Genomic DNA, 24469 nt, shown 5'->3' on the forward strand with positions numbered 1-24469 from the left:
TTCTTAATCGTTCCAAGCCACCTCGCAAGCCAGGTATTCGCCAATGACAATCTTAATGTTCACGCCGTTGGCATCATCTATAGCCAGATAGCGATAACGCTCGTCCTGTACGTCAATCCAATCATTGATGACCATGCCCATCCCGAGCATCGTCTGAGTCCCGTCGCTGGCTTGGAGTATGGGTTGAATGACCATGGTCCGTTGCGAGCCCCGTGAACCAATCTCACCGAGCAGTCCAACAACGTGGGCTTCCTCAAACGGTGCAAGTTCTTCCTCGCTAAGCAGCGCCAAGGGTCGCCACCAAAGCGTGCTTGGCTCCTCGCGACACGCGCGCGAAAGCTCGAAGGCGGCGTGCCCGCGGGCCAGCTTCAAGAGAATGTGCCTAATCCTTTCGGGCTCTACGTCAAATTGGATATGCCCGTCACTCACCGATTTCGCAGCTTCGATTCGCGCCCGCAATGCCTGGGACCGCCGAAGAATTGCCGCCACGACCGGTCGGCGCATGTCGTCCGGATCAGTTGAGCCGGCCACGACGCATTCCACCAGACACGCGAGGTACTCTTCGTCCCGCGAAAACCCGCTATTGCACGCCTTGCATGCAGGAACGACCGGCAGGTTCTCGGGAAGTGGTGCATCTAGAAGTACGCGGGACGGGACGTGATCCCTTGTGTCGTCAAGGGAACCGCAGTAGGTGCACCGGTGGAGAAGCCGGTCGTCTGCCAAGTCTTTCAGTTGGTCCATCTGGGCACCAATAAATTGGATAGCTAGGTTGGGACCGCTATTTCAGGTTCAGTATGTGGGGAGTCGCCATGCCAGACAAGTATAGGAACTTTGTGGAACTGGCGCGCAGCGAGCCACCCGACGCCTACGCAGTCAGCCTACACGACGCCCGCAGTGGCACGGTCATAGCGGCGCCACATGGGGGAGGCATCGAGCCCGGAACATCCGAGGTTTGCCGTGGAATCGCAGGGGAAGATCTCTCTTGGTACTTGTTCGAGGGCAAGAAGACCCGAGGCAATCACGAAGACCTGCACCTAACCAGTTCGAATTTCGACGAACCGCAATGCCGAGAGCTGATCCAGCGCTCGAGGCTAGTGGTAACGGTGCACGGCGAGGGCAGCGATTCGGATGCGGTGTACGTTGGAGGGCTGCACGTGCCGACTATACGAGCACTTCGGGCGACGTTAGGGGAAGCAGGCTTCACCGTACTCCAGCACGAAAAGCTGAACTTGCAAGGTAAGAGCCCCACCAACATATGCAACCTGGGTCAGCTTGGAGAGGGCGTGCAACTCGAACTGGCGAAGGGGCTGCGGCGCACGCTGTTCGAGGGACAGAGCTCGCAAATCGCTCCGAAAGGACCGAGAGATTCAATCGGCTATGCCAGGCCATCAGGCGCGGAATCAAACTGGCAGACTCGGAAGTGGACGGCGCGGGCCCACACTGAAGCGCAGATTGAGTAATGAGCCGCATTCTAGATTTTGTGAGAAGTGACGCCGGCGCGCTTGCGCGCTTCCAAAAGCGGAGCCGTCGGCGTGTGCGCGTTCTCATCGACGACATCGAGCCGCAGTCGAAGAAGATGCCCGGTGGAGAGCGCGACAAATTCCAGACTGCGGTCGCTGAACAGATGGCCTTGGCTAGACGCTCCGCTTTTAGGAAAGACGTTGCCCTAAGGCTCGACCTAGCCACGACAAGTAAGACCGCGCCGCAGGCACACACGATCGCCAAGAACTTGCTCGATCTTCTCGGCGAGAAACGTGCTGGCGTAGATCGGCCGGGACGGCACCTCCTCTACGCAGATGACAAACAAATTCAGGCTCTATCGGTCTCGTGTCGTCACGGCGAACGCAATCCAGGAATCCTTATCGAAGCTCGTCCATTCGGGGCAATGCTCGACGACCTCGAGCTCGCCGCCGAAGCCACGCGTATCGCAGAGATGACCGGCGACGGGTGGCACAGGGCGGATCAGGATTCAGATGCCATCGATGATTTCCGCGACCTCAGGCGAAACGAGCCAGCGGAACGAGGGCGACTCGGCGACGAGCTGTATGACGCCCTCTTCAAGATGACCAGATGGAGCGCACAGCGAGCGTTGCTCTCTCGCTCTCGCCTAAGCATCCCTGTTCTGAGCTGGTTGTACGGCTTGCCACGTGGCGTTGCATCTGGCTTCGGAGTGATACGTGGGTTCGGTTGCTCAGTGAATCCAAGCTCCGCCTGCAGGTGGGCGAGCTGCCAATCGCTACCGGCGGATCGAACGCTTTCAGGCAAGCCATTGCTGCCGAAATAAATGCCTTCAAGCAACGCTGGGATTGGCTCATTAGCCCGCTTGTCACTGCTGTGGCGTTGGAGGTCGTGGTTCGACCAAACCCTTCCACGCCGGCGGCAGTGCTTCACGACCTAGATAACATTGTCCGCGATTACCTGCTTCCGAGCATCGTGCCCGAGTTCGGCACAGTCACCGATCATCGTTGGACTATCGACTTCAACGAACTGAAGATATCTAACCCAAAGCTCGCAGCGGCGTGGGGTGCAAGCCCGACGCCGCCACCGGGAACAAAGTCGGGCGTGACCCGGTACGAAGCCTGGAGGCTTCCTGCCATCGCGGGCGAGCCAGGCTTTGTCAGCGTTGCGCTCGTTGCCGACACAGAAGGTAGCGGAGGTCTCATGAGTGAGGTCGACGCAATCGTCAAGAAGTGGAGCCGCGAGCTTAGGCTGTGATTTCGGCGCTGGCACGCCGCTCAATACGAGAAAGACAACGCTCAACTAGCCCGATCATGGAGGTCGTCGACGCGCGACTCAACGCAACCCCGTTCGCTAGTGACACCGAGCCTGCTGACTCGCTGCTATTCTGGCCCCATGTACGAGCGGCACCCGAGCAGTGAGCTCAACGAGCTCTTCGCGCACAAGCCCTAAAGGCGTGGTGCCGTCGCAATCAACGTTCCTATTCGTTGGCCTTGGTGCAAACTACGACGCACGGATCTCTGCGCATCCAATTTTCGGCAAGGTGTTGGAGTACCACGAGAAGCAGTCAGCTCCTGGCAAAAGCATCTCGTCCACCACCCATTCCTATTGCCGTCATACCTCGGGGACGGGCGTCACTACCATCGCCGTTTCGCCCGCATCGGATTTCTCCCTCAGAACGCTGGCCTCGTTTCGTTCGCCGAATTGCTAAACATTCCGACCGTCGGCCGCAACAAGCTCGATTCCAAGGATTCTGACAGAGCGCACATCAAATGGCTTAACGCTGCCATATTGGAAGGCGGCGCTCGGCACGTCTTTCTGCTCCGCGAGGTGGCCCGCCTGATGATGGCGTCGGGCGAGTTCGCTTGTCTACCGGCCGCGCCCATCGACAACACCGGTGCGCTCGACGTCCTTTGGCGGTCGGGCGACACGACCATTTACTCGAACCTGCACTTTTCGGTGTATGGCAGGTTCGAGTCGCAGAAGGTTGCCCAAGCAAACGCGATTGCCGGTCTTCTACCGAAAGGTGAATCGCGGGACTAGTTCGCTACTCCCTCCATGATCCCTTCAGCTACTCGCTTTCGGATCAGCAGTTGCTCTTCGGGTGGAAGCTGCACGCGTAGGCGAGCTACCTCATTCGATAGTCGCGAGAAAAAAGACAGGCGAAGTTCTTCAGCCCGCTTGTCCCGGAGGCCAGCAAGGAAGCGGCTATCGGAGAAAGGCGACCACGAAAGAAATCCGTCGAGCGCCCCGAACAGTGCCTCGTGACCGAGATACAAGTGTGGAGAGCGCGCAACGCACGTCGGAAGCATTTGCCAGATGGCGCATTCGTACTCCATATCGAGCGTGCCCCCTTGCCCCGCGAAGTTGCGCCAGCCGCATACGCCCTACCAGCACAAGAAGAGATTCGACGCTCCCGATCTGCACGAGCGCGGCAATCGTTTCGGCGCTATCCGGTACCTCCACGCGGAAGCGCTCCCATGACAACATCCCCACGTAGTTCTCGTCCCACATGAGCTGCCGCTCTTGATTTGCCGCGCACGTCCCTATGGCCTTGAGCACGCCATCCTGCTCTAGGGCCGCGTTGCAGAGAATTTCTGCCAACGGGTGATCCCGCCACCAACGAATTCGAGTGCCTGGAAAGACGCTCTCGATCTTCAGCAGGTAGCGCGGCTGCACGACCGTGCCATTCATCGCCTTGTAAAAGATGCCTCTTCGCTTCTCGGGACCCGTCTTCTTGTAGCTGCGATTAAAGACCCTGGTCTCGATTTCGTTCGGATCACAGGTCCCGGAATGGACTGCGAGTTCCGCATAGCACGCCGCGGAGCGCAGCTCCTTGAGCAGCAACGGCGTCGAGGTCGGACGGATGAAATCCACCTGCCCAGTCTAAGAGTTCCGGGGAGCAAATTCGTCCCCGTGAGGTCGATTGAACCGCTGCGGTGAGGAATTGGAATCAAATCCTCACCACCACTCGTTCAGCCGAGTGAAGTAGCGTTTTACCGAGCAAATCCGGGTCATGCGCGATGAGTCAGGCAGTCCCTCCGAGCACCGAACTCCGGTTGTCGAGCAGTACGGGCCCCTCATCGGCGGCGCCGACCTGGCGCGGGTCGCCGGCTTTCGCACCGTCGAGGCGTTCAAGTCCGCCGCAAGGCGCGGACGCGTGGGATTCAAGGTCTTTTCTATCCCTGGCCGGCAGGGCCGCTTCGCGAGCACCGCGGACGTGGCCGCATGGCTGGAAACCCTTGCTGGGCTCTGATTTCCACCGCGTCCTCGCGCAACCCCGTGCGATACGCAGACGCAAGCTTGTCGGCGTCCAACCGTCCGGAAGGAAGCTTCGCAAATGCGCACGAGTTCGACTGGAGGCGATCGAGGACCTTGAACTGCCGGTCGGTGACTCCAGCCTGCTCGATCCATGTACAAGCGGGTTCACCCAGCGGCAGTAGCCACCTCCGGCGGTGTACTGGCGTTACCGGATCCCAAACCGTAGCAAGCCGAGTTCCGTGCAGTGAACAGACGAATGAAGACGGAAACTGATGGTCGACGCGCCAGAACGCGTTGCCAGTATCGCGTTCGGAATCGGCGAAACATGCGCGGCACCCCTTTAGGGGATGGTGGCCGCCGAGTCGGCTCGCGGTTATCCCGAGCTGCAACTTCAGCTGCGGAATGTTGCGCTCGTTGAGCATCTTCAGGATGCGTTCGGCCCGGAGGGCGTCCACCAAGGGGAGGAAGTAGCCAAGAAGCGTGTGGTGAGGCGCGATGTGTCGTGCATCTCCGAGCAGGTGCCCCGTCCGCTCGCACAGGACGTCGAGGTTCGAAGGGAAGTCGTGGCGAAGGCCGGCGTAAGGCTGTCCGGACAGCGCGTTGCTCGTCTAAGTGGCGCGCGTGCCGCCATTAAGCGCGTGGGTCATGCCGCACCAGCTGTAGAGGGTCTGGGACGGATGCAGAGTCGGCAAGTTGTGCAACATGGCCGCGCCTTCCTCATGGCAAGTAGTACAGCATCGGCTGTGCGCCAAGTACACAGCGCGAGACCAAATAGTTTTGGAGACTTGTTCGCTGGCCGGATGCTTTGTCGCACCTTCAAGAGGAGGGGCGTACGATCTGATAGCCAATCGATTTCACGGAGCGAGCCATGCAGGCCTCTATCCGTCTACTGTCCTACTACGCGATCTCGGTCGGCCTGTCAGAAAGAATAGGTACGGGAACGCCGAACGAAAATTGTTGCGTCGTGATCGGGATCCAAGCGGGCTGGTGTGCTTTCGCGAGCCTTGCAGGCACTGGTCGACGTTGACCTGGTTGCCGGAAAGCGCTGATCACCGACGCTGGCGTTGATCGAGCCGGCGCGGGCCCTGGTGCCGGTTCGGTAGTCAGCTGGTTGATGCGGATCCTCATACTGACTCGTCTGGGCGCGCCGGGCTCGCCGGAAGCCGAAAGAGGCATGATCGCGAACGACGTCTTCCGGCGGTCGATCGCCGATGCGGTGGTCCGTTTGGTGGCCCCTTGAACTGGCCACACTGTCTACTGCATAGGTGAGGGTCGTCCGCTTTGGGTGTTCAGAGCCCCTGTCTGGGTATCGGGCATCAAGCCAAACTATTTAGCAGTTATCTCGCCTCCAATAATTTATTCCTTTTCAAATAAACCTTGTACACCATAGTTTTACATGCTTCTGTCGGACGGTATGGCCTCGATCTGTCGGAGGTCGTTGAGCTTGGAAACGGAGTGTTCGCCAAGGTGTCACAACCAGAAGAGTTCGAAGGGCTTACCTAGTATTGTTTCTCCAAAGTTTTGAACGGCCCCATGGGAATCTATTTCGTTTCAATCTGTTGCCGGATTGACGACCGAATTCGTTGGCGTGCTCAGATTTTTTGGAGACTATTGGTGACGCGTGATGATCGTGTCGATTCGAGCGTGTATTTAGCCGGAATGCTAAGTTTGACCACTTAGTCATGAATCACTACCGGCGGTGGCTGGTGACCAGGGACTGGGTGTAGTCCGAATGGCTGGCGTGACTTCACCCCGCTTGAAGAGCCGGCGGCTCGAGTACAACCAGGGTTGGCCGCAGAGAGCGATGGGCGGGCTGACGCCATCGGCTTGCGTCAAGCAAGTGGCGCACCAAGGTCACTACGATGGACACCGGGCTCTCAACAGCCCAGTTGTCGAAAACGGAGGCGTCTGGGCGCTAGCATTGAGCTCTCGTTCTGGGGGCGGGTTACCAGTTGCCGTAGGTCGTCCCACATGATTCCACGAGGCGAAGCATGATCCGGCTCCTTTTCATTGTATTGCTGGGTTGCCTTGCACAGGCCTTTCCGGCCCATGCGGTGCCATCGTGGGGAGCCGGGCAGTCCAGTTCCGCCGATACGCCCCCCTCGCAGCTGAAGCCGGGCGAGTGGGTCTGGGGTGGCGACAGCAAGGCAATGGGGCCGATGGCGGTGATCGTCAGCCTGACCGAGCAGCGTGCCTACGTGTACCGGAACGGGATCCTCATCGCCTTTTCGACGGTGAGCACGGGCAAGCCGGGCCATGAAACTCCTACCGGCGTTTTCACGATCCTGCAGAAGGACAAGGATCATCATTCCAGCAAGTACAACAACGCCCCCATGCCATACCAGGAGCGCTTGACCTGGGATGGCGTGGCACTTCATGCCGGAGGGCTGCCCGGGTATCCCGAATCCCATGGCTGCGTGCACCTGCCATCGGAGTTCGCCCGCCTCCTGTTCGAGAGCACTACGCTCGGCATGACGGTCGTCATCGCCAGGCAGGGCAAGTCGCCCGACGCGCTGGTGCATCCGGTCGCGGCCAGCCCCATCAATCCGATGACCGGCGCCGAGTCGGGCAACCTTGCGCTCGCCGGGGACGAGCAGTTCCGCTGGCATCCCGAGCTGGCGCCGGCAGGCCCGGTCTCCATGGTGATGAGCACCGCGGACCTGCGCCTGTTCGTCTATCGCAATGGCGTGGAAATCGGCCGCAGCCGCATTGCCTTCAGGCAGCCCGGGGCTGCCCCGGGCACGCACGCCTACATGGTGGCCGCCGGTGGCGCCCCGGGTGCCATGCCGCCCTGGATACGCATCGGCATCCCGGGTCATGAAGCGGATGCGGGAGTTCCGGTGACCGGGGCGGACATCGCGCGGGTGGTCGTTCCGACGCAATTCGTGGAGAACATGCTGCCTCTGCTGACGCCCGGCAGCGTACTGGTCGAAACGGACGAGCATGTACTGCCCGCAACCACGGGCCCACGGCTGCAGGTGATCAATTCCGACCCACCCGCACTCTAGGCCGGGCCATATCGTTCGACACAACACCCATGCAGTGCGCATGGGCGTTGTTCCGATGGATGGAGCGGATGCTCCCGGTCAGCGAGCGCGCCGGTACCGGACTTCGTTCTGCCGATCCCCGACCTGCGAAGTGACGAATCCGTCGCGGGACTGATCGATGTCGAAGACGGTGTTGCCCACATTCAAGCGCCCGTCGTTGATCCAGCCATCGGTCGTCTGACGGCCGGTGCGCGCAGTGGCCCGGCCATTGGGCTCGATGGTCAGCGTCACGTCCGCGCCATACAGTGAGTTGTGGCCCTCGAAGGTGCCGATCATCCAGTCCGGGACATAGGACGAGTGGCGAGGTCCCTGGTAGTTGGCGTCGTCGTACTTGTGATCCTTCTTGTCAGCGTTCGCGGCGATCGCGCCCAGGATGGCCGCGCCCACCAGTACGCCGGCGGCGACCTTGGCGTCGTGGTCGCCATCGTGATGGCCGGACGAGCTGGTATGCACGCGGAACTGCGCGCGACAGCCATCGTCGACCCAGATTTCGCGGCGGCTGTAGTCCCAGGTCCGGCCTTGCCGGCAGGACGTGCCCGACAGTTGCCGCTCCAGCGTCACGTACCCGGCAGTGGATATCGGGCAGCTTTGATAGCGATCGTTGCGGCTCTCGCAGGTGACGTAATCGTCGGCCACGGCATTGAATCCCCAGAGTCCCGCAGTGGCCAGGCAGAGTTGCAGTGCTGAGGTGGCGTGCTTGCGTCGCATGGAGCAGCTCCTTGATGTGATGAAACGGATTCCGCAGCCCCTATTCGTGATCGTGGAACATGGTCTCAGGCCCCGGTGGCGGGCGGCGAGGTTCCTTCGTCCTGCGGCCCCTTGCGCGCCAGCGCCTGGCGCAGCTCGTCGGGGAGCCCGCGCAGGTGCAGGTCGCGCTGCGGGAACGGGATCCCGATGCCCGCCCGGGCCAGGGCCTCGTACAGGCGGCCGACCAGCTGGCTGCGCAGCGAGACCCAGTTGTCGAAATCGTTCGTCCAGGCGCGCACCCTGAAATCCAGCGCGCTGTCGCCGAAGCCCTGGAACAGCGCCACCGGCGCCGGATCGCCGGCGATTCCCGGCATCTCGCGCGCGGTCTTCACCAGCACCTCCGCCACCAGCGCCGGATCGGAGCCATAGGCCACGCCGAGGTCGAACTCGATCCGCCGGTTGCGGTCGCGCAGGGTCCAGTTGGTCACCTTCTCCGACAGCAGTATGCCGTTGGGCACGACCACGTCGGCGCCGTCGAAGGTGCGCACCGTGGTCGCGCGCATGCCGATCTCGCGCACCCGGCCGCTGGTGCCGGCCACGTCCACCGCATCGCCCGGCTGCACCGGGCGCTCGAACATCAGGATGAGGCCGGACACGAAGTTCTTCACCACGTCCTGGAGCCCCAGGCCTATGCCCACGCCCAGCGCGCCGAACAGCAGGGTGAGCTGGCCGAGCTTGAAGCCGGCCACCGACAACGCCGCCAGCAGGCCGAACAGGAGCATCGCGTAGTAGGTCAGCGAGGCGATGCTGTTGCCCACCCCGCGCGGCAGCGACATCCGCGACAGCACCTCCTCCTGCAGCAGCACCCGCACCAGCCGCGAGAGCCAGAAGGCGATGAACACCGCTACCACGAACGCGAGCACGTCGCCCAGGCTCATCGCGAACTGGCCATAGGTGAACCGGTGGGTGATCACGCCTTCGACGAAGCCGTACACCGGCCGGAACACGCGGAACCGCTGCATCGTGAACACCGCCCAGCCGACGGCCATGGCGACCACGATCAGCCGCAGCAGCAGGTCCGGCAGGCTGGTCGCGCCGGTCCGGACCAGGTGGACGCGGTTGGCGAGCCCTTCCGCCAGCAGCTCCCGCAGCAGCGCGGCGAATACGTTGGCCGCCGCGTAGAGCAGCAGCGCCATGAAGCCGCTGTCGAAGACGCCCGTCATCAGCATCTCCGACAGCGAGGCGTTGCCGAACAGGTTGGCCACGATCGACACTGACAACAGCACCGCCCCGGCCCATGCGATCACCCGGACCAGGCGCAGCGTCCTCCCCGCCTTGCCGTCGCGGACGGCATGCCGCGACGCCCACAGCAACCACAGGGTCGAGGCGATCGCCAGCGCGGCGAGGATGACCTGGTACCAGCGGTACAGCACGCTGGAGGCCAGCAGCAGGAACGACAGCCGCAGCAGGAGGAAGAAGCCGGCGGCCAGGTAGGGCCATGCTCCCAGCAGCCTGCGGCTGTCCGCCGGCAGCAGGCGCAGCACCGGCACCACGGCCACGACCATCATGAACTGGTGCAGCAGCAGCGGGGCATTGGGCTCGAAGACCATCACCCCGATCGCCGAAAGCAGCAGCCACGACGAGAACGGACGGCCCAGCACGCGCAGCGTGGCCGGATCGCGCGATCCGGCCGGTCCGCGCCGGCTGCGGGCGGCCAGCCACAGCAGGAACGGCAACAGCAGCAGCTGCAGCAGGTTCAGCACGCGCTGGTTGGGCAGGTTGGCCGCCGAGTACTGGCGCAGGAACCCGCCTTCCAGCACCAGGCCGCGCTGGAGGATATCCATCTCGCCGTCGCTGTAATCGGCCGGGTCCGCGCCCATCCGCCACAAGGGCGGCGCCTCCACCCGCAGCAGTTGCCGGTCGATGTATCCGATCGCGTTCTCGACCGACTGCTGCCCGGTCTGGATGCCCGCCTCGAGCCGGTTGGCGCGGCGCCCCAGTTCGATCTGCCCGAGCAGCGGCGCGGACAGCGCCTGTTCGGACGATTCCAGCTCGGCGATGACCACGTCGATGCGGTCGGACAGCGCGGCCGGCATCGATCCGGCCGTCGCGGCCGCGCGGGTGGCCTCCCAGTCCGCGCGCCGGCGCGCCAGTTCCGCCGCGTCGCCGACGTAGGGGTCGATGGTCGCGGCCAGGTCGGCCTTCCAGTGCTGGAAGCGGTGGGCGTCGAAAGCCCAGTAGCGGTCCAGGCTTTCCAGTCGCAGGATCGGCATGGCGCGCAGCCGGCTGGCCCCTGCCTGGCGGTTCTTCTCGTCGACCGAAGCCTCGATCGCCTGCAACCGGGACAGCATTCCGGCTGCGGGATCGGCCGAGGCCGCGCGCATCGCCACGGCAGTGGCGAAGCGCTCGTCGCTGTCGGCGCGCCGGGGAATGTCGGCCAGCGCTATGACCTGGGGGCCGCCCTCGTCGCTCTTTGCTGACGCCGTTGTCTGCGCGGTTGCCTTTGTGGTCGCCGGCACCGGGACCTGCGCCCGGGCTGTGCCCGGGAAACCCAGCGCGACGACCGACGCAAGCAACAGGTTCGGCAGGCAGGTCAGGCGCATGGGGCTCCCGTTGCGGCAAGGCGTCGCTACGGAGTCTACGATGCTTCCGCGGCAGCCTGTCGGTGTGCCAGCTGCCTGGCAGACCTGGCTACCAGGCCGGCCGCATGACTCAGCCGTCGACCGTCGCGTCCGACGTCTTCGACAGTTCCGCCGCGCGCCGCTCGTCCAGGTGGCGCTGCAGCCTTGCCACGTCCTCCGCCGACCAGTCGTCGATGCCGGTGGCTTCCAGCCAGGCGTCGATGTAGTGCGACGGCGCGTAGACGTGGCCGAAACCCATCGGCGCGCTCATCGACAGCGAGGTGTCCATCGCCATCTGCATCATCGTCACTACCGGGTACCAGCGCATCGACGGCGATACGTCCGGTGGCCGCGGCTCCTCGAGCAGCTCCGGCTTGCGGAAGAAGCCGTGGCGGTCGAAGAAGGTGACCGCGTCGCTGCCGTACTGCAGGTAGACCACCCGCAGCGGTCCCCACGGCGTGCCCGCCGGGGTCGAACTGCCGTGCTGATTCATGAAGCGCACGAACGAGCCGTCGTGGAACCGCGGCAGCCAGACCGGGCTGCCCGGTTCGCGCGCGCGGGTCGCGCCGGCCCACTGGCTGGCCGCGAACGGCGGCCCGCTCCACACCGCGCCGTGGAAAGGATCCTCCAGCAACTCGAACATCTGGAACGAGCGCTCGGAGTTGAGTGCCCCCAGGCTGAGGCCGTGCAGGTACAGCATCGGTCGCTGCTCGCGCGGCAGGGTGCGCCAGTGGCCGTAGACCTCACGGAACAGCGCCCGCGCGGTGACCCCGCCGGTGTCCGGATCGAGGAACAGGGTCAGCGGGCTGGACAGGTAGGAGTACTGGACCGCGACGCTGGCGACGTCGCCGCGGTAGAGGTATTCGATGCCGTCGATGCCGGAAGGGTCGACCCAGCCGGTGCCGGTCGGGGTGATGATGATCAGCGCCTTGCGCTCGAAGCCGCCGACGCGCTTGAGTTCCTCCAGCGCCAACCGGGCCCGCTCCTCCGGCGTGTCGCCGGTCGGCAGGCCGGCGTACACACGCAGCGGGGCCTTGGCCCCGGGGCCGGCGAAGCTGGCGAGGTCCTCGGCCGTGGGCCGGGCGGCGACGTAGCGCCGGCCCATCCGGCCCAGCTGGTCCCAGGCCACCAGCGACTGTGCGCTGCCGGGGCTGTCCCAGGCCGTCGGCGGCGGCATGTCCGGCGGGATCAGCGCGTCGGCCTGGCGGTAGGAGGCGTCGAGCATGTCCAGGATCGAACTGAAGATCACGCCGTTGACCAGGCCAACCAGCAGCAGGACGCCGCCGATGGCGCCCACGACGCTGGCGATCCGCCGCGGGATCCGGCGGGCGACCAGGCGCATCACCGCGTGCACCAGCATCAGCGCCGCGCGGCCCAGCACGATGGCCAGCAGCGCGACCACGGCCGCGCCCACGGCCACGCCGAGGATCCGTGACGGACCGGCCGGATCCAGGTGCATCAGCTCGCGGACGATGTTCTCCCAGTGCTGGCCGGACCACAGGCCGAAAGCGGCGAGGGCGGCGCAGGCCGCGATCACGATCCGGCGGCGGCGTTCACCCTCGGCGCGCGGCAGCGGCAGCTCGAGGTAGCCCCACAGCCAGCGCAGCAGGACGCCCAGGCCGTAGCCGGCGGCCAGGCACAGGCCCGACAGCGCGGCCTGGGCGACGGTGACGCGCGGCGTCAGGCTGGGCGTGAGCGAGGCGAGGAAGAACAGTGCGCCGAGCACCAGCCCGGTATTGCCGAGGCGCCCGAACAGGCGCCTGCGGATGTGGCCGACCGCGTTGCGGCCGTGTTCGCCCAGCGTGGTACGTGCAGTTGCGGCCTCGTTCACCCCGATGCTCCCCTGGCTCCCGCGCCGGCCCACTATAAGCGGTGCCACGCCGTCCCGTGACCGCGGCCGCGGTTCCGGCGCCGGCGGAAAGCCGGGGACCGGCGGCGCGGGTAAGATCGCTGCATTCCGTCTGCAACCATGCCCATGTCCCAGCGCGACTGGGTGGCCACCGCCATCCACAAGATCGAGGCCGACTTCAACCGTTCGGCCGACACCCACCTGATCCCGCTGCCGCTGCCCGGCTACCCGGGCGTCGACGTCTACCTGAAGGACGAGTCCAGCCACCCGACCGGCAGCCTCAAGCACCGGCTGGCGCGCTCGCTGTTCCTGTACGCGCTGGCCAACGGCTGGCTGCGCGCGGACAGCACCGTGGTCGAGGCCTCCAGCGGATCGACCGCGGTGTCCGAGGCGTATTTCGCCCGGCTGCTGGGGATGCCGTTCATCGCGGTGATGCCGGCCTCGACCTCGCCGGAGAAGATCGCCGCGATCGAGTTCCAGGGCGGGCGCTGCCACCTGGTCGAAAGCGCCTGTTCGCTCAACGAGGAGTCCGAGCGGTTGGCGCGCGAGACCGGCGGCCACTTCATGGACCAGTTCACCTACGCCGAACGGGCTACGGACTGGCGCGCGAACAACAACATCGCCGAGTCGATCTTCAAGCAGATGGGCGAGGAGCCGCATCCGGTGCCGGCCTGGATCGTGTGCGGGCCGGGCACCGGCGGCACCAGCGCGACGTTGGGGCGCTATGTGCGCTACCGCCGCCACGACACCCGGGTGCTGTGCGCCGACCCGGAGACGTCGGTGTTCTACGACTACTACACGGCCTGCCGTGAGGGGCGTGCCGACCCGTCGCTGGCGCTGCCGCGCGGTTCGCGAATCGAGGGCATCGGCCGGCCGCGGGTGGAGCGCAGCTTCATCGCCAGTTGCGTGGACGCGATGGTCAAGGTGCCCGACGCGCTGAGCCTTGCGGCGATGCGCCACGTCAGCGCGGTGCTGGGCCGGCGCGTAGGCGGGTCCACCGGCACCAACTTCATTGGCGTGCTGCGTGCGGCCCAGGCCATGCGCGAGGCGGGGCAGGCCGGTTCGATCGTGAGCATCCTCTGCGACAGCGGCCAGCGCTACGCGCACAGCTACTACGACCCGGCCTGGTACGAACGCCATGGCATCGACGTGGCCGGCGCCGACCGCGCCATCGCCGAGGCGGTGGCCGGCGGGACGCTGGACGGACTGCCCGCCTGCGGCGACCTGTAGGCCCGCTTTTGTCAGGCTGTTGGCCCATTCGAGGGGACGCGTCGCGACGGCAACCGCAACCGCGAAGTCAAGAACGCCGGGTGTGGTCGGCTTCGGTCTGAGCCGCGGCGGGCCGAGGGTATTGCGGTCGTCTCGACGGCACATCCCTGTGCCGACTCGCCGACGTGGCCATCCCTGGACACTGCCGCAATACCCCCGGCCCGCCACGTCTCCGGGAGCTTCCAGGTCGTGGCTCCGTTCGCAGTGTGGCGGCCAGCGCCCGGCTTTCTGTAGGAGCGGGCATGACCGCGACCCGGGCGTCGGAATCAGGAGGGCGTCGCCTGGGCCGACGGCGTCGGGTCGCGGTCATGCCCGCTCCTACAGAAAGCGGCACCGTCGCGGCTTGCCCCCTCCCTTTCGCACGCAGGCGAAGGGGGGAAGCGGGCCGCTTGCACGCCACTGGCGTGCAGCCCGATGAACGCCCCAAGACCGTGCCTGGGGCCGCTCCGGTCCTGGAAGTCCGCGATCGGATCCTTGACCATCAAACGTAGATGGAGCGCAGCCGCAGCCCGCGTCGTCGGCGCATCTTCCGGTCGTCATCCCCGCGCAGGCGGGAGGCGCTCCACAGCAGCCGCAGGCTGATCATCCAGTGACTTGGCCTTTCCCGCCGGCTTGATTTCCGCCGCCGCCGCGCGCATCTAGTCGGACGACTCCCCATGGTTCGCCTCCCATGCAAGACAACCCGCTGCTCGACTTCTCCGACCTGCCACGCTTCGACGCGATCCGCCCGGACCACATCGGCCCGGCCATCGACGCGCTGTTGGCCGAAGCCGAAGCGGCGGTTGCCGCCGCGGAGAAGGTCGCGCCGGTCACCTGGGACGGTTTCGTCATCCCGCTGGAGGACGCCACCGAGCGCCTGTGGCGGGCCTGGGGCCAGGTCGGCCACCTGCAGGCGGTGGTGAACACGCCGGAGCTGCGCGAGGCCTACAACGCCAACCTGCCCAAGGTGACCCGCTTCGGCAGCGCGCTGGGCCAGAACCTGGCGCTGTTCGCGCAATACCGCGCGCTGGCGCAGTCGCCGGAATACGCCGGCTACGATGCGGTCCGGGGCAAGGTGGTGGAGAACGCGCTGCGCGACTTCCGCCTCGGCGGCGCCGAGTTGGCCGAGGCCGACAAGGCGCGCTTTGCCGCGATCCAGGAGGAACTGGCGGCGCTGTCGGCCAAGTTCTCCGAGAACGTGCTCGACGCCACCGACGCGTTCGCGCTGTACGTGGAGGACGAGGCGCGCCTGGCCGGGCTGCCGGACGAAGTGGTCGCGGCCGCGCGCGCGGCCGCGGAGAAGGACGGCCGGCCGGGCTGGAAGCTGACCCTGCAGATGCCGTGCTACCTGCCGGTGCAGGCCTACGCCGAGGACCGCGCGCTGCGCGAGGCGCTGTACCGGGCCAACGGCCTGCGCGCGTCGGAGGCCGGGCCGCCGGAACTGGACAACAGCGGGCTCATCGACCGGATCCTGGCGCTGCGCGCCGAGCTGGCCGCGCTGCTGGGCTTCGCCGGCTATGCCGAGTATTCGCTGGCGACCAAGATGGCGCAGTCGCCGGGCGAGGTGCTGGAGTTCCTGCGCGACCTGGCCGGGCGGGCGCTGCCGTTCGCGCGCCGCGATCGCGCCGAGCTGGAGGCCTTCGCCCGCGACGAGCTCGGGCTGGACGCGCTGGAGCCGTGGGACCTGGGCTATGCCAGCGAGAAGCTGAAGCAGGCCCGCTACAGCTATTCCGAGCAGGAGGTGAAGCGCTACTTCACCGAGCCCAAGGTGCTGGCCGGCCTGTTCGACGTGATCGAATCGCTGTACCGGGTGAAGGTGCGTCCCGACAGCGCGCCGGCCTGGCACGGGGACGTGCGCTTCTACCGGGTCGAGGATGCCTCGGGTCGCCTGCTGGGGCAGTTCTATCTGGACCTGTACGCACGCGAAGGCAAGCGCGGCGGCGCCTGGATGGACGACTGCCGCAACCGGCGGATCAAGGTCTCGGGCACGCAGACGCCGCTGGTCTACCTGGTGTGCAACTTCGGCAAGGGCGTGGACGGCAGGCCGGCGACCTTCAGCCACAACGAGGTCACGACCCTGTTCCACGAGATGGGCCACGGCCTGCACCAGCTGCTGACCGCGGTCGGCGAACTGCCGGTGGCCGGCATCAACGGCGTGGAGTGGGACGCGGTGGAGCTGCCCAGCCAGTTCATGGAGAACTTCTGCTGGGAGTGGGAACGGGTACGGGCGATGACCGCGCACGTGGACACCGGCGAGCCGCTGCCGCGCGAACTGTTCGAGCGGATGCTGGCGGCGAAGAACTTCCAGAGCGGCATGTTCACCGTGCGCCAGCTGGAGTTCGCGCTGTTCGACATGGAACTGCACAGCCGCTTCGACCCGGCGCAGGACAGCGTGCTGCAGCTGCTGGAGCGGGTGCGCGACGAGGTCGCGGTCAACCGCGCCCCGGCCTGGCACCGCTTCCCGCATCAGTTCAGCCACATCTTCGCCGGCGGCTACGCGGCCGGCTACTACAGCTACAAGTGGGCCGAGGTGCTCAGCGCCGATGCCTATGCCGCGTTCGAGGAGGCGCCGGAGCGGCTGGCCGAGACCGGTGCGCGCTTCCTGCGCGAGATCCTGTCGCGCGGCGGCAGCCGCAGCGCGCTGGAGAACTTCACCGCCTTCCGCGGCCGCGCGCCGAGCATCGACGCGCTGCTGCGCCACAGCGGCATGGGCGAGGTCAGTCCCGCGATGCGGGCCTGACCCCCAAAGTTCGCTGCGCGAACTTCGGGCCCCGCGCATCAGCTTCCAAATCCCCGCGGCTCCGCCGCGCCCCCTTTACTAAAGGGGGCTCTTCCTTCCGGCAAGGGCGATCAGGGCCGCGCGAACACCAGCGTGGCGTTGGTCCCGCCGAAGCCGAAGCTGTTGGAAGCGACCAGGTCGAGCTTTGCTTCGCGGCTCTCGCGCACGATCGGGAAGCCTTCGGCGCGCTCGTCGAGGGTCTCGATGTTGGCCGAGCCGGCGATGAAGCCGTCGCGCATCATCAGCAGGCAGTAGATCGCCTCGTGCACGCTGGCCGCGCCGAGCGAGTGGCCCGACAGCGCCTTGGTCGAGGACAGCGGCGGCACCGCGTCGCCGAACACCTCGCGCACCGCGCCCAGCTCGGTGATGTCGCCCAGCGGGGTGGAGGTGCCGTGGGTGTTGAGGTAGTCGACCTGGCGATCCTCCAGTCCCTGCAGCGCCATGCGCATGCAGCGCACCGCGCCCTCGCCGGACGGGGCGACCATGTCGGCGCCGTCGGAGGTCACCCCGTAGCCGACCAGCTCGGCATGGATGCGCGCGCCGCGCGCGACCGCGTGGTCCCAGTCCTCCAGCACCAGCATCCCGCCGCCGCCGGCGATGACGAAGCCGTCGCGGTTGGCGTCATACGGGCGCGAGGCCTGCGCGGGACGGTCGTTGAACGAAGAGGACAGCGCGCCCATCGCGTCGAACATCACGCTCATGGTCCAGTCCAGGTCCTCGCCGCCGCCGGCGAAGACGATGTCCTGGGCACCATGCCGGATCAGGTCGGCCGCCGCGCCGATGCAGTGCGCCGAGGTCGCGCAGGCCGCGCCGATCGAGTAGCTGAGCCCCTTGATCTTGAACGCGGTGGCCAGGTTGGCCGACACGGTTGAGCACATCGTGCGCGGCACCATGTACGGGCCGACCTTGCGCACGCCGCGGTCGCGCAGCAGGTCGGCGGTCTCCACCTGCCAGCGGCTGGAGCCGCCGCCGGAGCCGGCGATCAGGCCGGTGCGCGGATCGCTGACCTGGGCCTCGTCCAGGCCGGCGTCGGCGATCGCGTCGCGCAGGGACACGTAGCTGTAGGCCGCCGCATCGCTCATGAAGCGCTTGAGCTTGCGGTCGATGGCCGCGTCCAGGTCCAGCTCGACCGCGCCGCCGACCTGGCTGCGCAGGCCGCGCTCGGCGTGGTCGGGCAGGAAGCGGATGCCGGGCCGGCCCTCGCGCAGCGCTGCGGAGACCGTGTCCAGGTCGTTGCCCAGGCAGGAGGCGATGCCCATGCCGGTGATCGCGACGCGGCGCATCTCAGAAGTCCTCGGTGGAGGTGAACAGGCCCACGCGCAGGTCCTTGGCGGTGTAGATCTCGCGTCCGTCGACCAGCATGCGTGCGTCGCCCTGGGCCATCACCAGCTTGCGGTTGATCACCCGGCTGATGTCGATCTCGTAGGTGACCAGGGTGGCCTTGGGCAGTACCTGGCCGGTGAACTTGACCTCGCCGCAGCCCAGCGCGCGGCCACGGCCCGGCGCGCCCAGCCAGGTCAGGTAGAAGCCGACCAGCTGCCACATCGCGTCCAGGCCCAGGCAGCCGGGCATCACCGGGTCGCCGATGAAGTGGCACTGGAAGAACCACAGGTCCGGGCGGATGTCGAGTTCGGCGCGGACGAAGCCCTTGCCGTACTTGCCGCCGTCGTCGTTGATCTCGACGATGCGGTCGAACATCAGCATCGGGTCGGCGGGCAGGCGGGCGTCGCCGGAGGCGAACAGTTCCCCGCGGCCGCTGGCGACCAGCTGTTCGCGGGTGAACGAGGAAGCGCGAGTCATGAAAGGTCCGGTGGGGAAAAGCGATAAATCGTGCCCGAGAAACATCGTTTCAATCAAATGTTTAGACATACGCCGGCGTGTGTTCTGCCCCCCTCCCTTTCGCCGCAGGTTGATGGGGAGGGTCGGGGAGGGGGGCTCTTGCTCTTGTAGGAGCGGGCATGACCGCGACACGACGCCCTCGGCCCAGGCGACGCCGTCATGGTCCCGACGCCCGTGTCGAGGTCATGCCCGCTCCTACACAGAAGCGCCGGCGTCACAATAGGCGGGCATGAATCCCGAAGCCGCGCCCGCGCCGCGCAAGATCATCCACGTCGACATGGACGCGTTCTACGCCTCGGTGGAGCAGCGCGACGATCCGTCGCTGCGCGGCCGGCCGGTGGTGGTCGCCTGGCGCGGAGCGCGTTCGGTGGTGTGCGCCGCGTCGTACGAGGCGAGGAAGTTCGGCGTGCGCTCGGCGATGCCGGCGCTGCGCGCCGAGCGGCTGTGCCCCGACGCGGTGTTCGTGCCGCCGGATTTCGTCCGCTACAAGGCGGCCTCGCGCCAGGTCCGCCAGATCATGCTGGCGCATACCGACCTGGTCGAGCCGCTGTCGCTGGACGAAGCCTACCTCGACGTCACCGAACCGAAGTCCGGCCTGCCCAGCGCTACCGCGGTGGCCGAGGCGGTCCGCGCGCGGATCCGCGAGGAGACCTCGCTCACCGCCTCGGCCGGCGTGGCGCCCAACAAGTTCCTGGCCAAGATCGCCTCGGACTGGCGCAAGCCCGACGGCCTGTTCGTGATCCGCCCGCACCAGGTCGAGGCGTTCCTGACCCCGCTGCCGGTCGGCCGCATTCCCGGGGTGGGCAAGGTGATGCAGGGCAAGCTGGAGGCGCTGGGCATCGCCACCGTCGGCGACCTGCGGCAACGACCGCTGGAGGAGCTGCAGCAGCGTTTCGGCAGTTTCGGCGCGTCCCTGTACCGGCGCGCGCGCGGCATCGACGAGCGGCCGGTCGAGCCGGACCAGCCGGTGCAGTCGGTATCCTCGGAAGACACCTTCGCCGAGGACCTGCCGCTGGAGGCGCTGGAACCGGCGATCCGGGACCTGGCCGCCAAGACCTGGCAGGCCGCCGGGAAGACGGAGCGGGTGGGTCGCACCGTGGTGCTCAAGCTGAAGACCGCGCAGTTCCGCATCCTGACCCGCAGCCACACGCCGGATGCAGCGCCGGACTCGGCCGAGGCACTGGCCGCGATCGCGGTCGCGCTGCGCGAGCGGGTGGCGATGCCGGCCTCCACCCGCTACCGCCTGGTAGGCGTGGGCCTGTCGGGATTCCGCGATCCGGAGGAGACGGCGTCGCAGGCGGACCTGTTCGCCACCCGGTAGGAATCCATTCGCAGGCAGGCGTCGGAACCCGAAGGCGTCGCTTGTGCGGTCGCGTCGCGTCGCGGGCAAGCCCGGCTCCTACACCAGCCGCGGTGCGGCCGCTCTTCTGTAGGAGCTGACTTCAGTCGACGACACGGGCGTCGGAACCACGAGGGCGTTGCCTGCGCCGAGGGCGTCGCGTCGCCGGCTGAACCCGGCTCCTACACAGCCGCGGCGCGGCCGCTCTTCTGTAGGAGCTGACTTCAGTCGGCGACACGGGCGTCGGAACCACGAGGGCGTTGCCTGTGCCGAGGGCGTCGCGTCGCCGGCTGAACCCGGCTCCTACAACAGCCGTGGCGCGGCCGCTCTCTGTAGGAGCTGACTTCAGTCGGCGACACGGGCGTCGGAACCATGAGGGCGTCACCTGTGCCGACGGCGTCGCCGCCAGCTACAGCCACTGGAACACCAGCGTCTCGTCGCGGGCGAAGCGCTGCAGGTGCGATTCGATCACCCCGCGCAACGTGGCCAGGCCGCCGCCATCGTCGTGCACCACGCGAATCCGCAGGGCGTCGTGCTCCACCTCGAAGTCCGCACCGGCAGCCTCGGCAAAAGGGATGTGGGCATGGGTCTCGCTGTCGCGCCGGATCTCGAACTTGTGGCGCCAGTGGTTGCAGAGGGTCCGCAGCAGGCGTGGCGCGTCGTGGGACGCCACCCGGGCTTGGCTGATGGGCATCGGCGTATCCGTGGGGAAGGAAACGGACCCGAGTCTAGGCCGCGCGCGCGACCCGGCCGGCACCGCCGGCGGAATGCTGCATCCCGCGCGGGCGGGCCCGCCCGTTGCCCGGCATCGACAGGGGATGCCGGGCAACGGGCCGAGCGCACTCAGCGCCTGGGCTGCCAGCGCAGGTTCAGGCCGTACTCGCGGCCGGGCTGGTTGTACCAGTCCACCAGTTGGTAGTCGCGGTCGAACAGGTTGGTCACCCGCGCCTGCACGGTCCAGTCGGGATGGAGTGCGTATTCCACGCGCAGGTCCAGGGTCGCATAGCCGCCGACGCGCACCAGGTTGGCGGCATCGTCGAACCGGCTGCCGGCGGCATTGACCGTGGCGCCGAACGCGAACGCGCCAAAGCCGCGGTCCAGGTCGATGCGGCCGGTGTCGCGCGCACGCCGCGGCAGCAGGTTGCCGCGGTTGGCGCCCTCGGAACGGTTGCGCGGATCGACGTGGCTGTACTGCGCCGCCAGGTCCCAGCCGGCGAAGGCGGTGGCCACGGTCAGTTCGCCGCCGCGCAGGCGCGCGCGGTCGACGTTGCCCGGCAGCCAGGTCGTGGAGTCGAAACTGATCAGGTCGTCGACCCGGTTCTCGAACACGTCCAGCGTCCAGCGCCAGCCGTCGCCCTCGCCGGCCAGGCCGAGGTTGAGGTTCTCCGACTCCTCCGGGCGCAGGTCCGGGTTGCCGAAGAACGGGTAGTACAGGTCGTTGAAGCTCGGCGCGCGGAAGCCGGTGGAGTAGCGCGCCGACAGCCGCAGCCCGCCGTCGAAGTGCCAGCCCCAGCCGAGGTTGCCGGTGGTGTGGCTGCCGAACTGCTCGTTGTCGTCGTTGCGCAGGCCGGCCTGCAGCTGCTGGGCGCCGAAGCGGCCCTGGTACTCGGCGAACACGCCGGTGTTCTCGCGGCTGTCGACGTCATAGGCGGTGGTGCCGGTGATGTGGTCATCCAGCCAGTCCAGGCCGGCAGTGAGCCGGTGGCCCTCGCGCAGGACGAAGTCGCCCTGCAGCGTGGCCTGGTCGCGGCGTGTCGCCAGGCCGCCGACGAAGCCACTGGCGCCGTAGTCGTCGGACTCGTCGTAGCTGCGGCCGACGGTGGCCAGCAGCGCGGTGCGCGCCGATGGCGCGAAGCGCAGCTTGCCGGAGAACACCTGCTGCACCGTCTCCGAGTAGTTGGCCCAGCTGCCGTCGTAGTGGTTGTAGCCCTCGGCGCGCAGCGCGCTGCCTTCCAGGGTCCAGGCTTCGGCCAGCCGGGTGCCGGCGCGCAGGTTGGCCGAGCGGTTGCGGTAGCCGTCGCGGTCGGGTTCGTCGGCGAAGCAGCCCGCGCCCCAGCCCTCGGCGGTGCCGTCGCAGGCATTGATGCCGTCGGTGCGTAGGAACGCCACGTCGGCGCCGAACCAGCCGCGCTCGCCGCCGCTGCCGATGCCCGCGCTGGCCTCGCGCAGGCGGTTGCTGCCGATCCCGACCATCGCCCGCGGCTGCAGGCCGCCGCGGTCGCGGCGGGTGAAGATCTGGATCACGCCGCCGATCGCGTCGGCGCCGTACAGGCTCGAATGCGGGCCGCGCACGATCTCGATCCGCTCGATCTGCTCGACCGGCAGGTCCTGCAGCGCCGGCAGGCCGGCGGTGGCCGAGCCGATGCGGACGCCGTCGATCAGCACCAGCAGCTGGTTGGAGCCGGCGCCGCGCAGGAACAGCGAGGTCTGCTTGCCCAGGCCGCCGGTGTTGGTCAGGTTGATGCCGGCGCGGCCGGCGAGCAGCTGCTGCAGCGAGGTGGCCTGGCTGCGCTCGATCTCGGCGCGGCCGATGACCTGCGCCGGCGACAGGCTGTCGCGCAGCGCGATCTGGGTGCGGGTCGCGGTGACCAGCACCTCGTCCAGGTCGGTGGCTTCGTCGGCGAAGGCGGCGGAAGGCAGCGCCAGCGCCAGGGCGACGGCGGCGGTCAGCGGGCGGAACGTCATCGGGCAACTCCATGCATGCGTGCGTGGCGCCGCACCCGGCGCCAGTTCGGGGAGTCGCGAAGGGGAAGGACGGGAGCGGACAGGCGCGATGCGGCGCCGGCACGCCGCGACGCCCTCCGCATCGCAACCTGGGTTCCGCAAGGCCGGTCTCCGGGCTGGCGATCGGGAACCCGGCCATGGCGGCGTGGATTCCAGCGGCGACGCCTTCCCGTGCGCAGCACAGTGGCGGATGTCGCGGCGTTGCGGTCGCTTACCGTTGCGGGGGCAGCGCCGGCCTTGTCCTGTCGGACGCACCGGCTTCCCGTTTCAACCCGGGCGGCGGATGCCGTCCGGGTCACCTTGCAGTGGCGCGATTGTATGCGATCGGATACGCCCGGCGGTGGCTGGCTTCCATGCCGGAGTCCGCCTGGCGCCGGGATGGCGGAGTGTCCGGACGTGCCGGCGCGGACAGGAAGGGGGCGGCGGCGCACGGATTCGGTCGCCTCTGTGGCTTCTTCGTGTGGCGTCCTTGCAGGAGCCGGGTTCAGCCGGCGACACGGGCGTCGGAACCATGAGGAAGTCGCCTGTGTCGACGTCGTCGTGTCGCCGGCTGAAGCCAGCTCCTACAACAGCCGGCGTGCAGCACTTCACGGCGGCAAATCTCTCGCGGGCGACCTGGGCGTCGAACGGCGATATCGCCGGATGTGCATGGCACCCGCAGGCCAGGCTCCTGCCCGGAGGCTCCCGGGCGGGCAGATCAGGTGAAGCGGTTGCCGCCCTCGTCCTCGCCGGCGGGCGACTCGGGGTCGGCGGACTCCTGCTTCCCGTCGTCGCCATAGAACGCGGTGGTCACCGGCCCGCTCACCGGCCGGCCGCGCGGCGGCGGCAGCGCGGCGCTGGCGGTTTCCAGTTCGGCCAGCAGCTGCTGGCGGCGCGGCTCTGGCACGTCGTGCCAGTGGCAGTCCAGCAGCGCGCCTTCCAGCGCGTAGAGCAGGTTGAGGCTGGGCTTGAAGCCGGCGCGCTTGACCTTCAGGAACGCCTGCACCGCACCCACCGCGACCAGGTCCTCGGCGCTGCGCAGGCCGACCTGGCGCAGCCAGGCCGCGCTCTTGGGACCGATGTTGCGCAGCTGGGTGGTGCTCAACGCAGCGACTCGACGAAGGCCGCGGCGATCGCTTCCAGGCCGCGCTGGTCGTCGGCGTCGAAGCGGTCCGGCAGCGGACTGTCCAGGTCGAACACGCCGACCAGTCCGTCGTCGCGCACCAGCGGCACCACCAGCTCCGAACGCGAGGCTGCGTCGCAGGCGATGTGGCCGGGGAAGGCGTGCACGTCGGCCACGCGCTGGGTCTGGCGGCTGCGCGCGGCCGCGCCGCACACGCCCTTGTCCAGCGGGATGCGCACGCAGGCCGGCAGGCCCTGGAACGGGCCGACCACCAGTTCGGTGCCGTCGTAGAAGTAGAAGCCGACCCAGTTGAGCTCCGGCAGTGCGTGGTAGACCAGCGCCGACAGGTTGGCGGCGTTGGCGATGCGGTCGTGCTCGCCGGCGAGCAGTGCGCGCGCCTGCGCCAGCAGCTGCGCGTACTGGTCGGGCTTGCTGCCGGTCAGGGGGATGGCGGAAAAGGACATGGCGCCGATTCTACCCCCATCGTCGCGGGCGCCCGCCCAACCGCCGGCCGG

General features: G+C 67.3%; 21 protein-coding genes and 1 riboswitch. Of the genes, 9 read left to right on the plus strand and 12 right to left on the minus strand.

What is annotated here, in order from left to right; translation table 11 throughout:
* Positions 1 to 3 precede the first annotated feature (3 nt).
* Complete coding sequence (locus tag WQ53_RS16840) at positions 4 to 741, minus strand: hypothetical protein (RefSeq protein WP_144409311.1); 738 nt, start codon at positions 739 to 741, stop codon at positions 4 to 6.
* 68 nt (positions 742 to 809) lie between these two features.
* Here WQ53_RS16840 and WQ53_RS16415 point away from each other — a divergent pair, with 68 nt between their 5' ends.
* From WQ53_RS16415 to WQ53_RS10935, 4 genes are all read left to right on the plus strand, one after another.
* The gene (locus WQ53_RS16415) at positions 810 to 1460 is read left to right on the plus strand and encodes a poly-gamma-glutamate hydrolase family protein (protein WP_158497841.1); all 651 of its coding nucleotides are present in this window, start codon (positions 810 to 812) and stop codon (positions 1458 to 1460) included.
* A complete protein-coding gene (locus WQ53_RS16420) occupies positions 1460 to 2284 on the plus strand; it encodes a hypothetical protein (protein ID WP_201774010.1) in 825 nt (274 codons plus the stop codon). Before WQ53_RS16415 ends, WQ53_RS16420 begins: the two co-directional genes overlap by 1 nt.
* Before the next feature lie 149 nt (positions 2285 to 2433).
* Complete coding sequence (locus WQ53_RS17210) at positions 2434 to 2715, plus strand: hypothetical protein (RefSeq protein ID WP_201774011.1); 282 nt, start codon at positions 2434 to 2436, stop codon at positions 2713 to 2715.
* Positions 2716 to 3066: 351 nt separating this feature from the next.
* Positions 3067 to 3501 (plus strand): hypothetical protein, encoded by a 435-nt coding sequence (locus WQ53_RS10935; RefSeq protein ID WP_052632320.1) that lies wholly within the window; start codon positions 3067 to 3069, stop codon positions 3499 to 3501.
* A gap of 165 nt (positions 3502 to 3666) precedes the next feature.
* Here WQ53_RS10935 and WQ53_RS16845 read toward each other — a convergent pair whose 3' ends face one another.
* Positions 3667 to 4335, minus strand: a complete 669-nt coding sequence (locus tag WQ53_RS16845; protein ID WP_144409312.1) for a hypothetical protein — start codon at positions 4333 to 4335, stop codon at positions 3667 to 3669.
* 139 nt (positions 4336 to 4474) lie between these two features.
* Here WQ53_RS16845 and WQ53_RS10940 point away from each other — a divergent pair, with 139 nt between their 5' ends.
* Complete coding sequence (locus WQ53_RS10940) at positions 4475 to 4714, plus strand: hypothetical protein (protein ID WP_052632322.1); 240 nt, start codon at positions 4475 to 4477, stop codon at positions 4712 to 4714.
* On the opposite strand, the gene WQ53_RS17435 is transcribed toward WQ53_RS10940, so the two are convergent.
* Complete coding sequence (locus tag WQ53_RS17435) at positions 4638 to 5174, minus strand: hypothetical protein (protein ID WP_428992290.1); 537 nt, start codon at positions 5172 to 5174, stop codon at positions 4638 to 4640. The genes WQ53_RS10940 and WQ53_RS17435 overlap by 77 nt on opposite strands.
* Before the next feature lie 1536 nt (positions 5175 to 6710).
* Here WQ53_RS17435 and WQ53_RS10945 point away from each other — a divergent pair.
* Positions 6711 to 7727 (plus strand): L,D-transpeptidase, encoded by a 1017-nt coding sequence (locus WQ53_RS10945; protein WP_052632324.1) that lies wholly within the window; start codon positions 6711 to 6713, stop codon positions 7725 to 7727.
* 78 nt (positions 7728 to 7805) lie between these two features.
* Here the strand turns inward: WQ53_RS10945 and WQ53_RS10950 are convergent, their stop codons facing one another.
* From WQ53_RS10950 to WQ53_RS10960, 3 genes are all read right to left on the minus strand, one after another.
* Entirely contained in the window at positions 7806 to 8474 is a 669-nt protein-coding gene (locus WQ53_RS10950) for a DUF3011 domain-containing protein (RefSeq protein WP_052632326.1), read from the minus strand.
* 65 nt (positions 8475 to 8539) lie between these two features.
* Positions 8540 to 11056, minus strand: a complete 2517-nt coding sequence (locus WQ53_RS10955) for a mechanosensitive ion channel domain-containing protein (RefSeq protein WP_082112989.1) — start codon at positions 11054 to 11056, stop codon at positions 8540 to 8542.
* Positions 11057 to 11165: 109 nt separating this feature from the next.
* The gene (locus tag WQ53_RS10960) at positions 11166 to 12905 is read right to left on the minus strand and encodes an alpha/beta hydrolase (protein WP_082112990.1); all 1740 of its coding nucleotides are present in this window, start codon (positions 12903 to 12905) and stop codon (positions 11166 to 11168) included.
* 144 nt (positions 12906 to 13049) lie between these two features.
* Between WQ53_RS10960 and WQ53_RS10965 the strand changes: the two genes are divergently transcribed.
* Both WQ53_RS10965 and WQ53_RS10970 read left to right on the plus strand, forming a co-directional pair.
* Positions 13050 to 14153 carry a PLP-dependent cysteine synthase family protein gene (locus WQ53_RS10965; RefSeq protein ID WP_052632329.1) on the plus strand — a complete coding sequence of 368 codons (1104 nt, stop codon included), beginning with the start codon at positions 13050 to 13052 and terminating at the stop codon, positions 14151 to 14153.
* 709 nt (positions 14154 to 14862) lie between these two features.
* The gene (locus WQ53_RS10970) at positions 14863 to 16911 is read left to right on the plus strand and encodes a M3 family metallopeptidase (RefSeq protein ID WP_052632331.1); all 2049 of its coding nucleotides are present in this window, start codon (positions 14863 to 14865) and stop codon (positions 16909 to 16911) included.
* 110 nt (positions 16912 to 17021) lie between these two features.
* Here WQ53_RS10970 and fabB read toward each other — a convergent pair whose 3' ends face one another.
* A complete protein-coding gene (gene fabB, locus WQ53_RS10975; RefSeq protein WP_052632333.1) occupies positions 17022 to 18233 on the minus strand; it encodes a beta-ketoacyl-ACP synthase I in 1212 nt (403 codons plus the stop codon).
* Position 18234: 1 nt separating this feature from the next.
* Entirely contained in the window at positions 18235 to 18750 is a 516-nt protein-coding gene (gene fabA, locus WQ53_RS10980) for a 3-hydroxyacyl-[acyl-carrier-protein] dehydratase FabA (protein WP_052632335.1), read from the minus strand.
* Positions 18751 to 19018: 268 nt separating this feature from the next.
* Here fabA and dinB point away from each other — a divergent pair, with 268 nt between their 5' ends.
* Complete coding sequence (gene dinB / locus WQ53_RS10985; RefSeq protein WP_052632337.1) at positions 19019 to 20110, plus strand: DNA polymerase IV; 1092 nt, start codon at positions 19019 to 19021, stop codon at positions 20108 to 20110.
* 427 nt (positions 20111 to 20537) lie between these two features.
* Here dinB and WQ53_RS10990 read toward each other — a convergent pair whose 3' ends face one another.
* The 4 genes from WQ53_RS10990 to WQ53_RS11005 form a co-directional block, all read right to left on the minus strand.
* A complete protein-coding gene (locus WQ53_RS10990) occupies positions 20538 to 20822 on the minus strand; it encodes a DUF2218 domain-containing protein (RefSeq protein ID WP_052632339.1) in 285 nt (94 codons plus the stop codon).
* 149 nt (positions 20823 to 20971) lie between these two features.
* The gene (btuB, locus tag WQ53_RS10995) at positions 20972 to 22813 is read right to left on the minus strand and encodes a TonB-dependent vitamin B12 receptor (protein WP_052632341.1); all 1842 of its coding nucleotides are present in this window, start codon (positions 22811 to 22813) and stop codon (positions 20972 to 20974) included.
* A gap of 124 nt (positions 22814 to 22937) precedes the next feature.
* Positions 22938 to 23170, minus strand: a riboswitch (cobalamin riboswitch).
* 379 nt (positions 23171 to 23549) lie between these two features.
* Positions 23550 to 23936, minus strand: coding sequence for a TfoX/Sxy family protein (locus WQ53_RS11000; RefSeq protein WP_052632343.1), 387 nt, complete (start codon positions 23934 to 23936; stop codon positions 23550 to 23552).
* A complete protein-coding gene (locus WQ53_RS11005) occupies positions 23933 to 24418 on the minus strand; it encodes a GAF domain-containing protein (protein WP_052632345.1) in 486 nt (161 codons plus the stop codon). Before WQ53_RS11005 ends, WQ53_RS11000 begins: the two co-directional genes overlap by 4 nt.
* Positions 24419 to 24469: the final 51 nt, after the last annotated feature.

It is taken from the genome of Pseudoxanthomonas suwonensis (genome assembly GCF_000972865.1).
GTDB lineage: Bacteria > Pseudomonadota > Gammaproteobacteria > Xanthomonadales > Xanthomonadaceae > Pseudoxanthomonas > Pseudoxanthomonas suwonensis_B.

What these genes read in the sequence shown, in the direction of transcription:
- WQ53_RS10945 (WP_052632324.1), top strand. Translation starts at nt 6,711, where the DNA reads ATGATCCGGCTCCTTTTCATTGTATTGCTGGGTTGCCTTGCACAGGCC.
- dinB (WP_052632337.1), top strand. Translation starts at nt 19,019, where the DNA reads ATGAATCCCGAAGCCGCGCCCGCGCCGCGCAAGATCATCCACGTCGAC.
- WQ53_RS10965 (WP_052632329.1), top strand. Translation starts at nt 13,050, where the DNA reads ATGTCCCAGCGCGACTGGGTGGCCACCGCCATCCACAAGATCGAGGCC.
- WQ53_RS16415 (WP_158497841.1), top strand. Translation starts at nt 810, where the DNA reads ATGCCAGACAAGTATAGGAACTTTGTGGAACTGGCGCGCAGCGAGCCA.
- WQ53_RS10940 (WP_052632322.1), top strand. Translation starts at nt 4,475, where the DNA reads ATGCGCGATGAGTCAGGCAGTCCCTCCGAGCACCGAACTCCGGTTGTC.
- WQ53_RS16840 (WP_144409311.1), bottom strand. Translation starts at nt 741, where the DNA reads ATGGACCAACTGAAAGACTTGGCAGACGACCGGCTTCTCCACCGGTGC.
- WQ53_RS16420 (WP_201774010.1), top strand. Translation starts at nt 1,460, where the DNA reads ATGAGCCGCATTCTAGATTTTGTGAGAAGTGACGCCGGCGCGCTTGCG.
- WQ53_RS11005 (WP_052632345.1), bottom strand. Translation starts at nt 24,418, where the DNA reads ATGTCCTTTTCCGCCATCCCCCTGACCGGCAGCAAGCCCGACCAGTAC.
- WQ53_RS10990 (WP_052632339.1), bottom strand. Translation starts at nt 20,822, where the DNA reads ATGCCCATCAGCCAAGCCCGGGTGGCGTCCCACGACGCGCCACGCCTG.
- WQ53_RS10955 (WP_082112989.1), bottom strand. Translation starts at nt 11,056, where the DNA reads ATGCGCCTGACCTGCCTGCCGAACCTGTTGCTTGCGTCGGTCGTCGCG.
- btuB (WP_052632341.1), bottom strand. Translation starts at nt 22,813, where the DNA reads ATGACGTTCCGCCCGCTGACCGCCGCCGTCGCCCTGGCGCTGGCGCTG.
- WQ53_RS10950 (WP_052632326.1), bottom strand. Translation starts at nt 8,474, where the DNA reads ATGCGACGCAAGCACGCCACCTCAGCACTGCAACTCTGCCTGGCCACT.
- fabB (WP_052632333.1), bottom strand. Translation starts at nt 18,233, where the DNA reads ATGCGCCGCGTCGCGATCACCGGCATGGGCATCGCCTCCTGCCTGGGC.
- WQ53_RS10970 (WP_052632331.1), top strand. Translation starts at nt 14,863, where the DNA reads ATGCAAGACAACCCGCTGCTCGACTTCTCCGACCTGCCACGCTTCGAC.
- fabA (WP_052632335.1), bottom strand. Translation starts at nt 18,750, where the DNA reads ATGACTCGCGCTTCCTCGTTCACCCGCGAACAGCTGGTCGCCAGCGGC.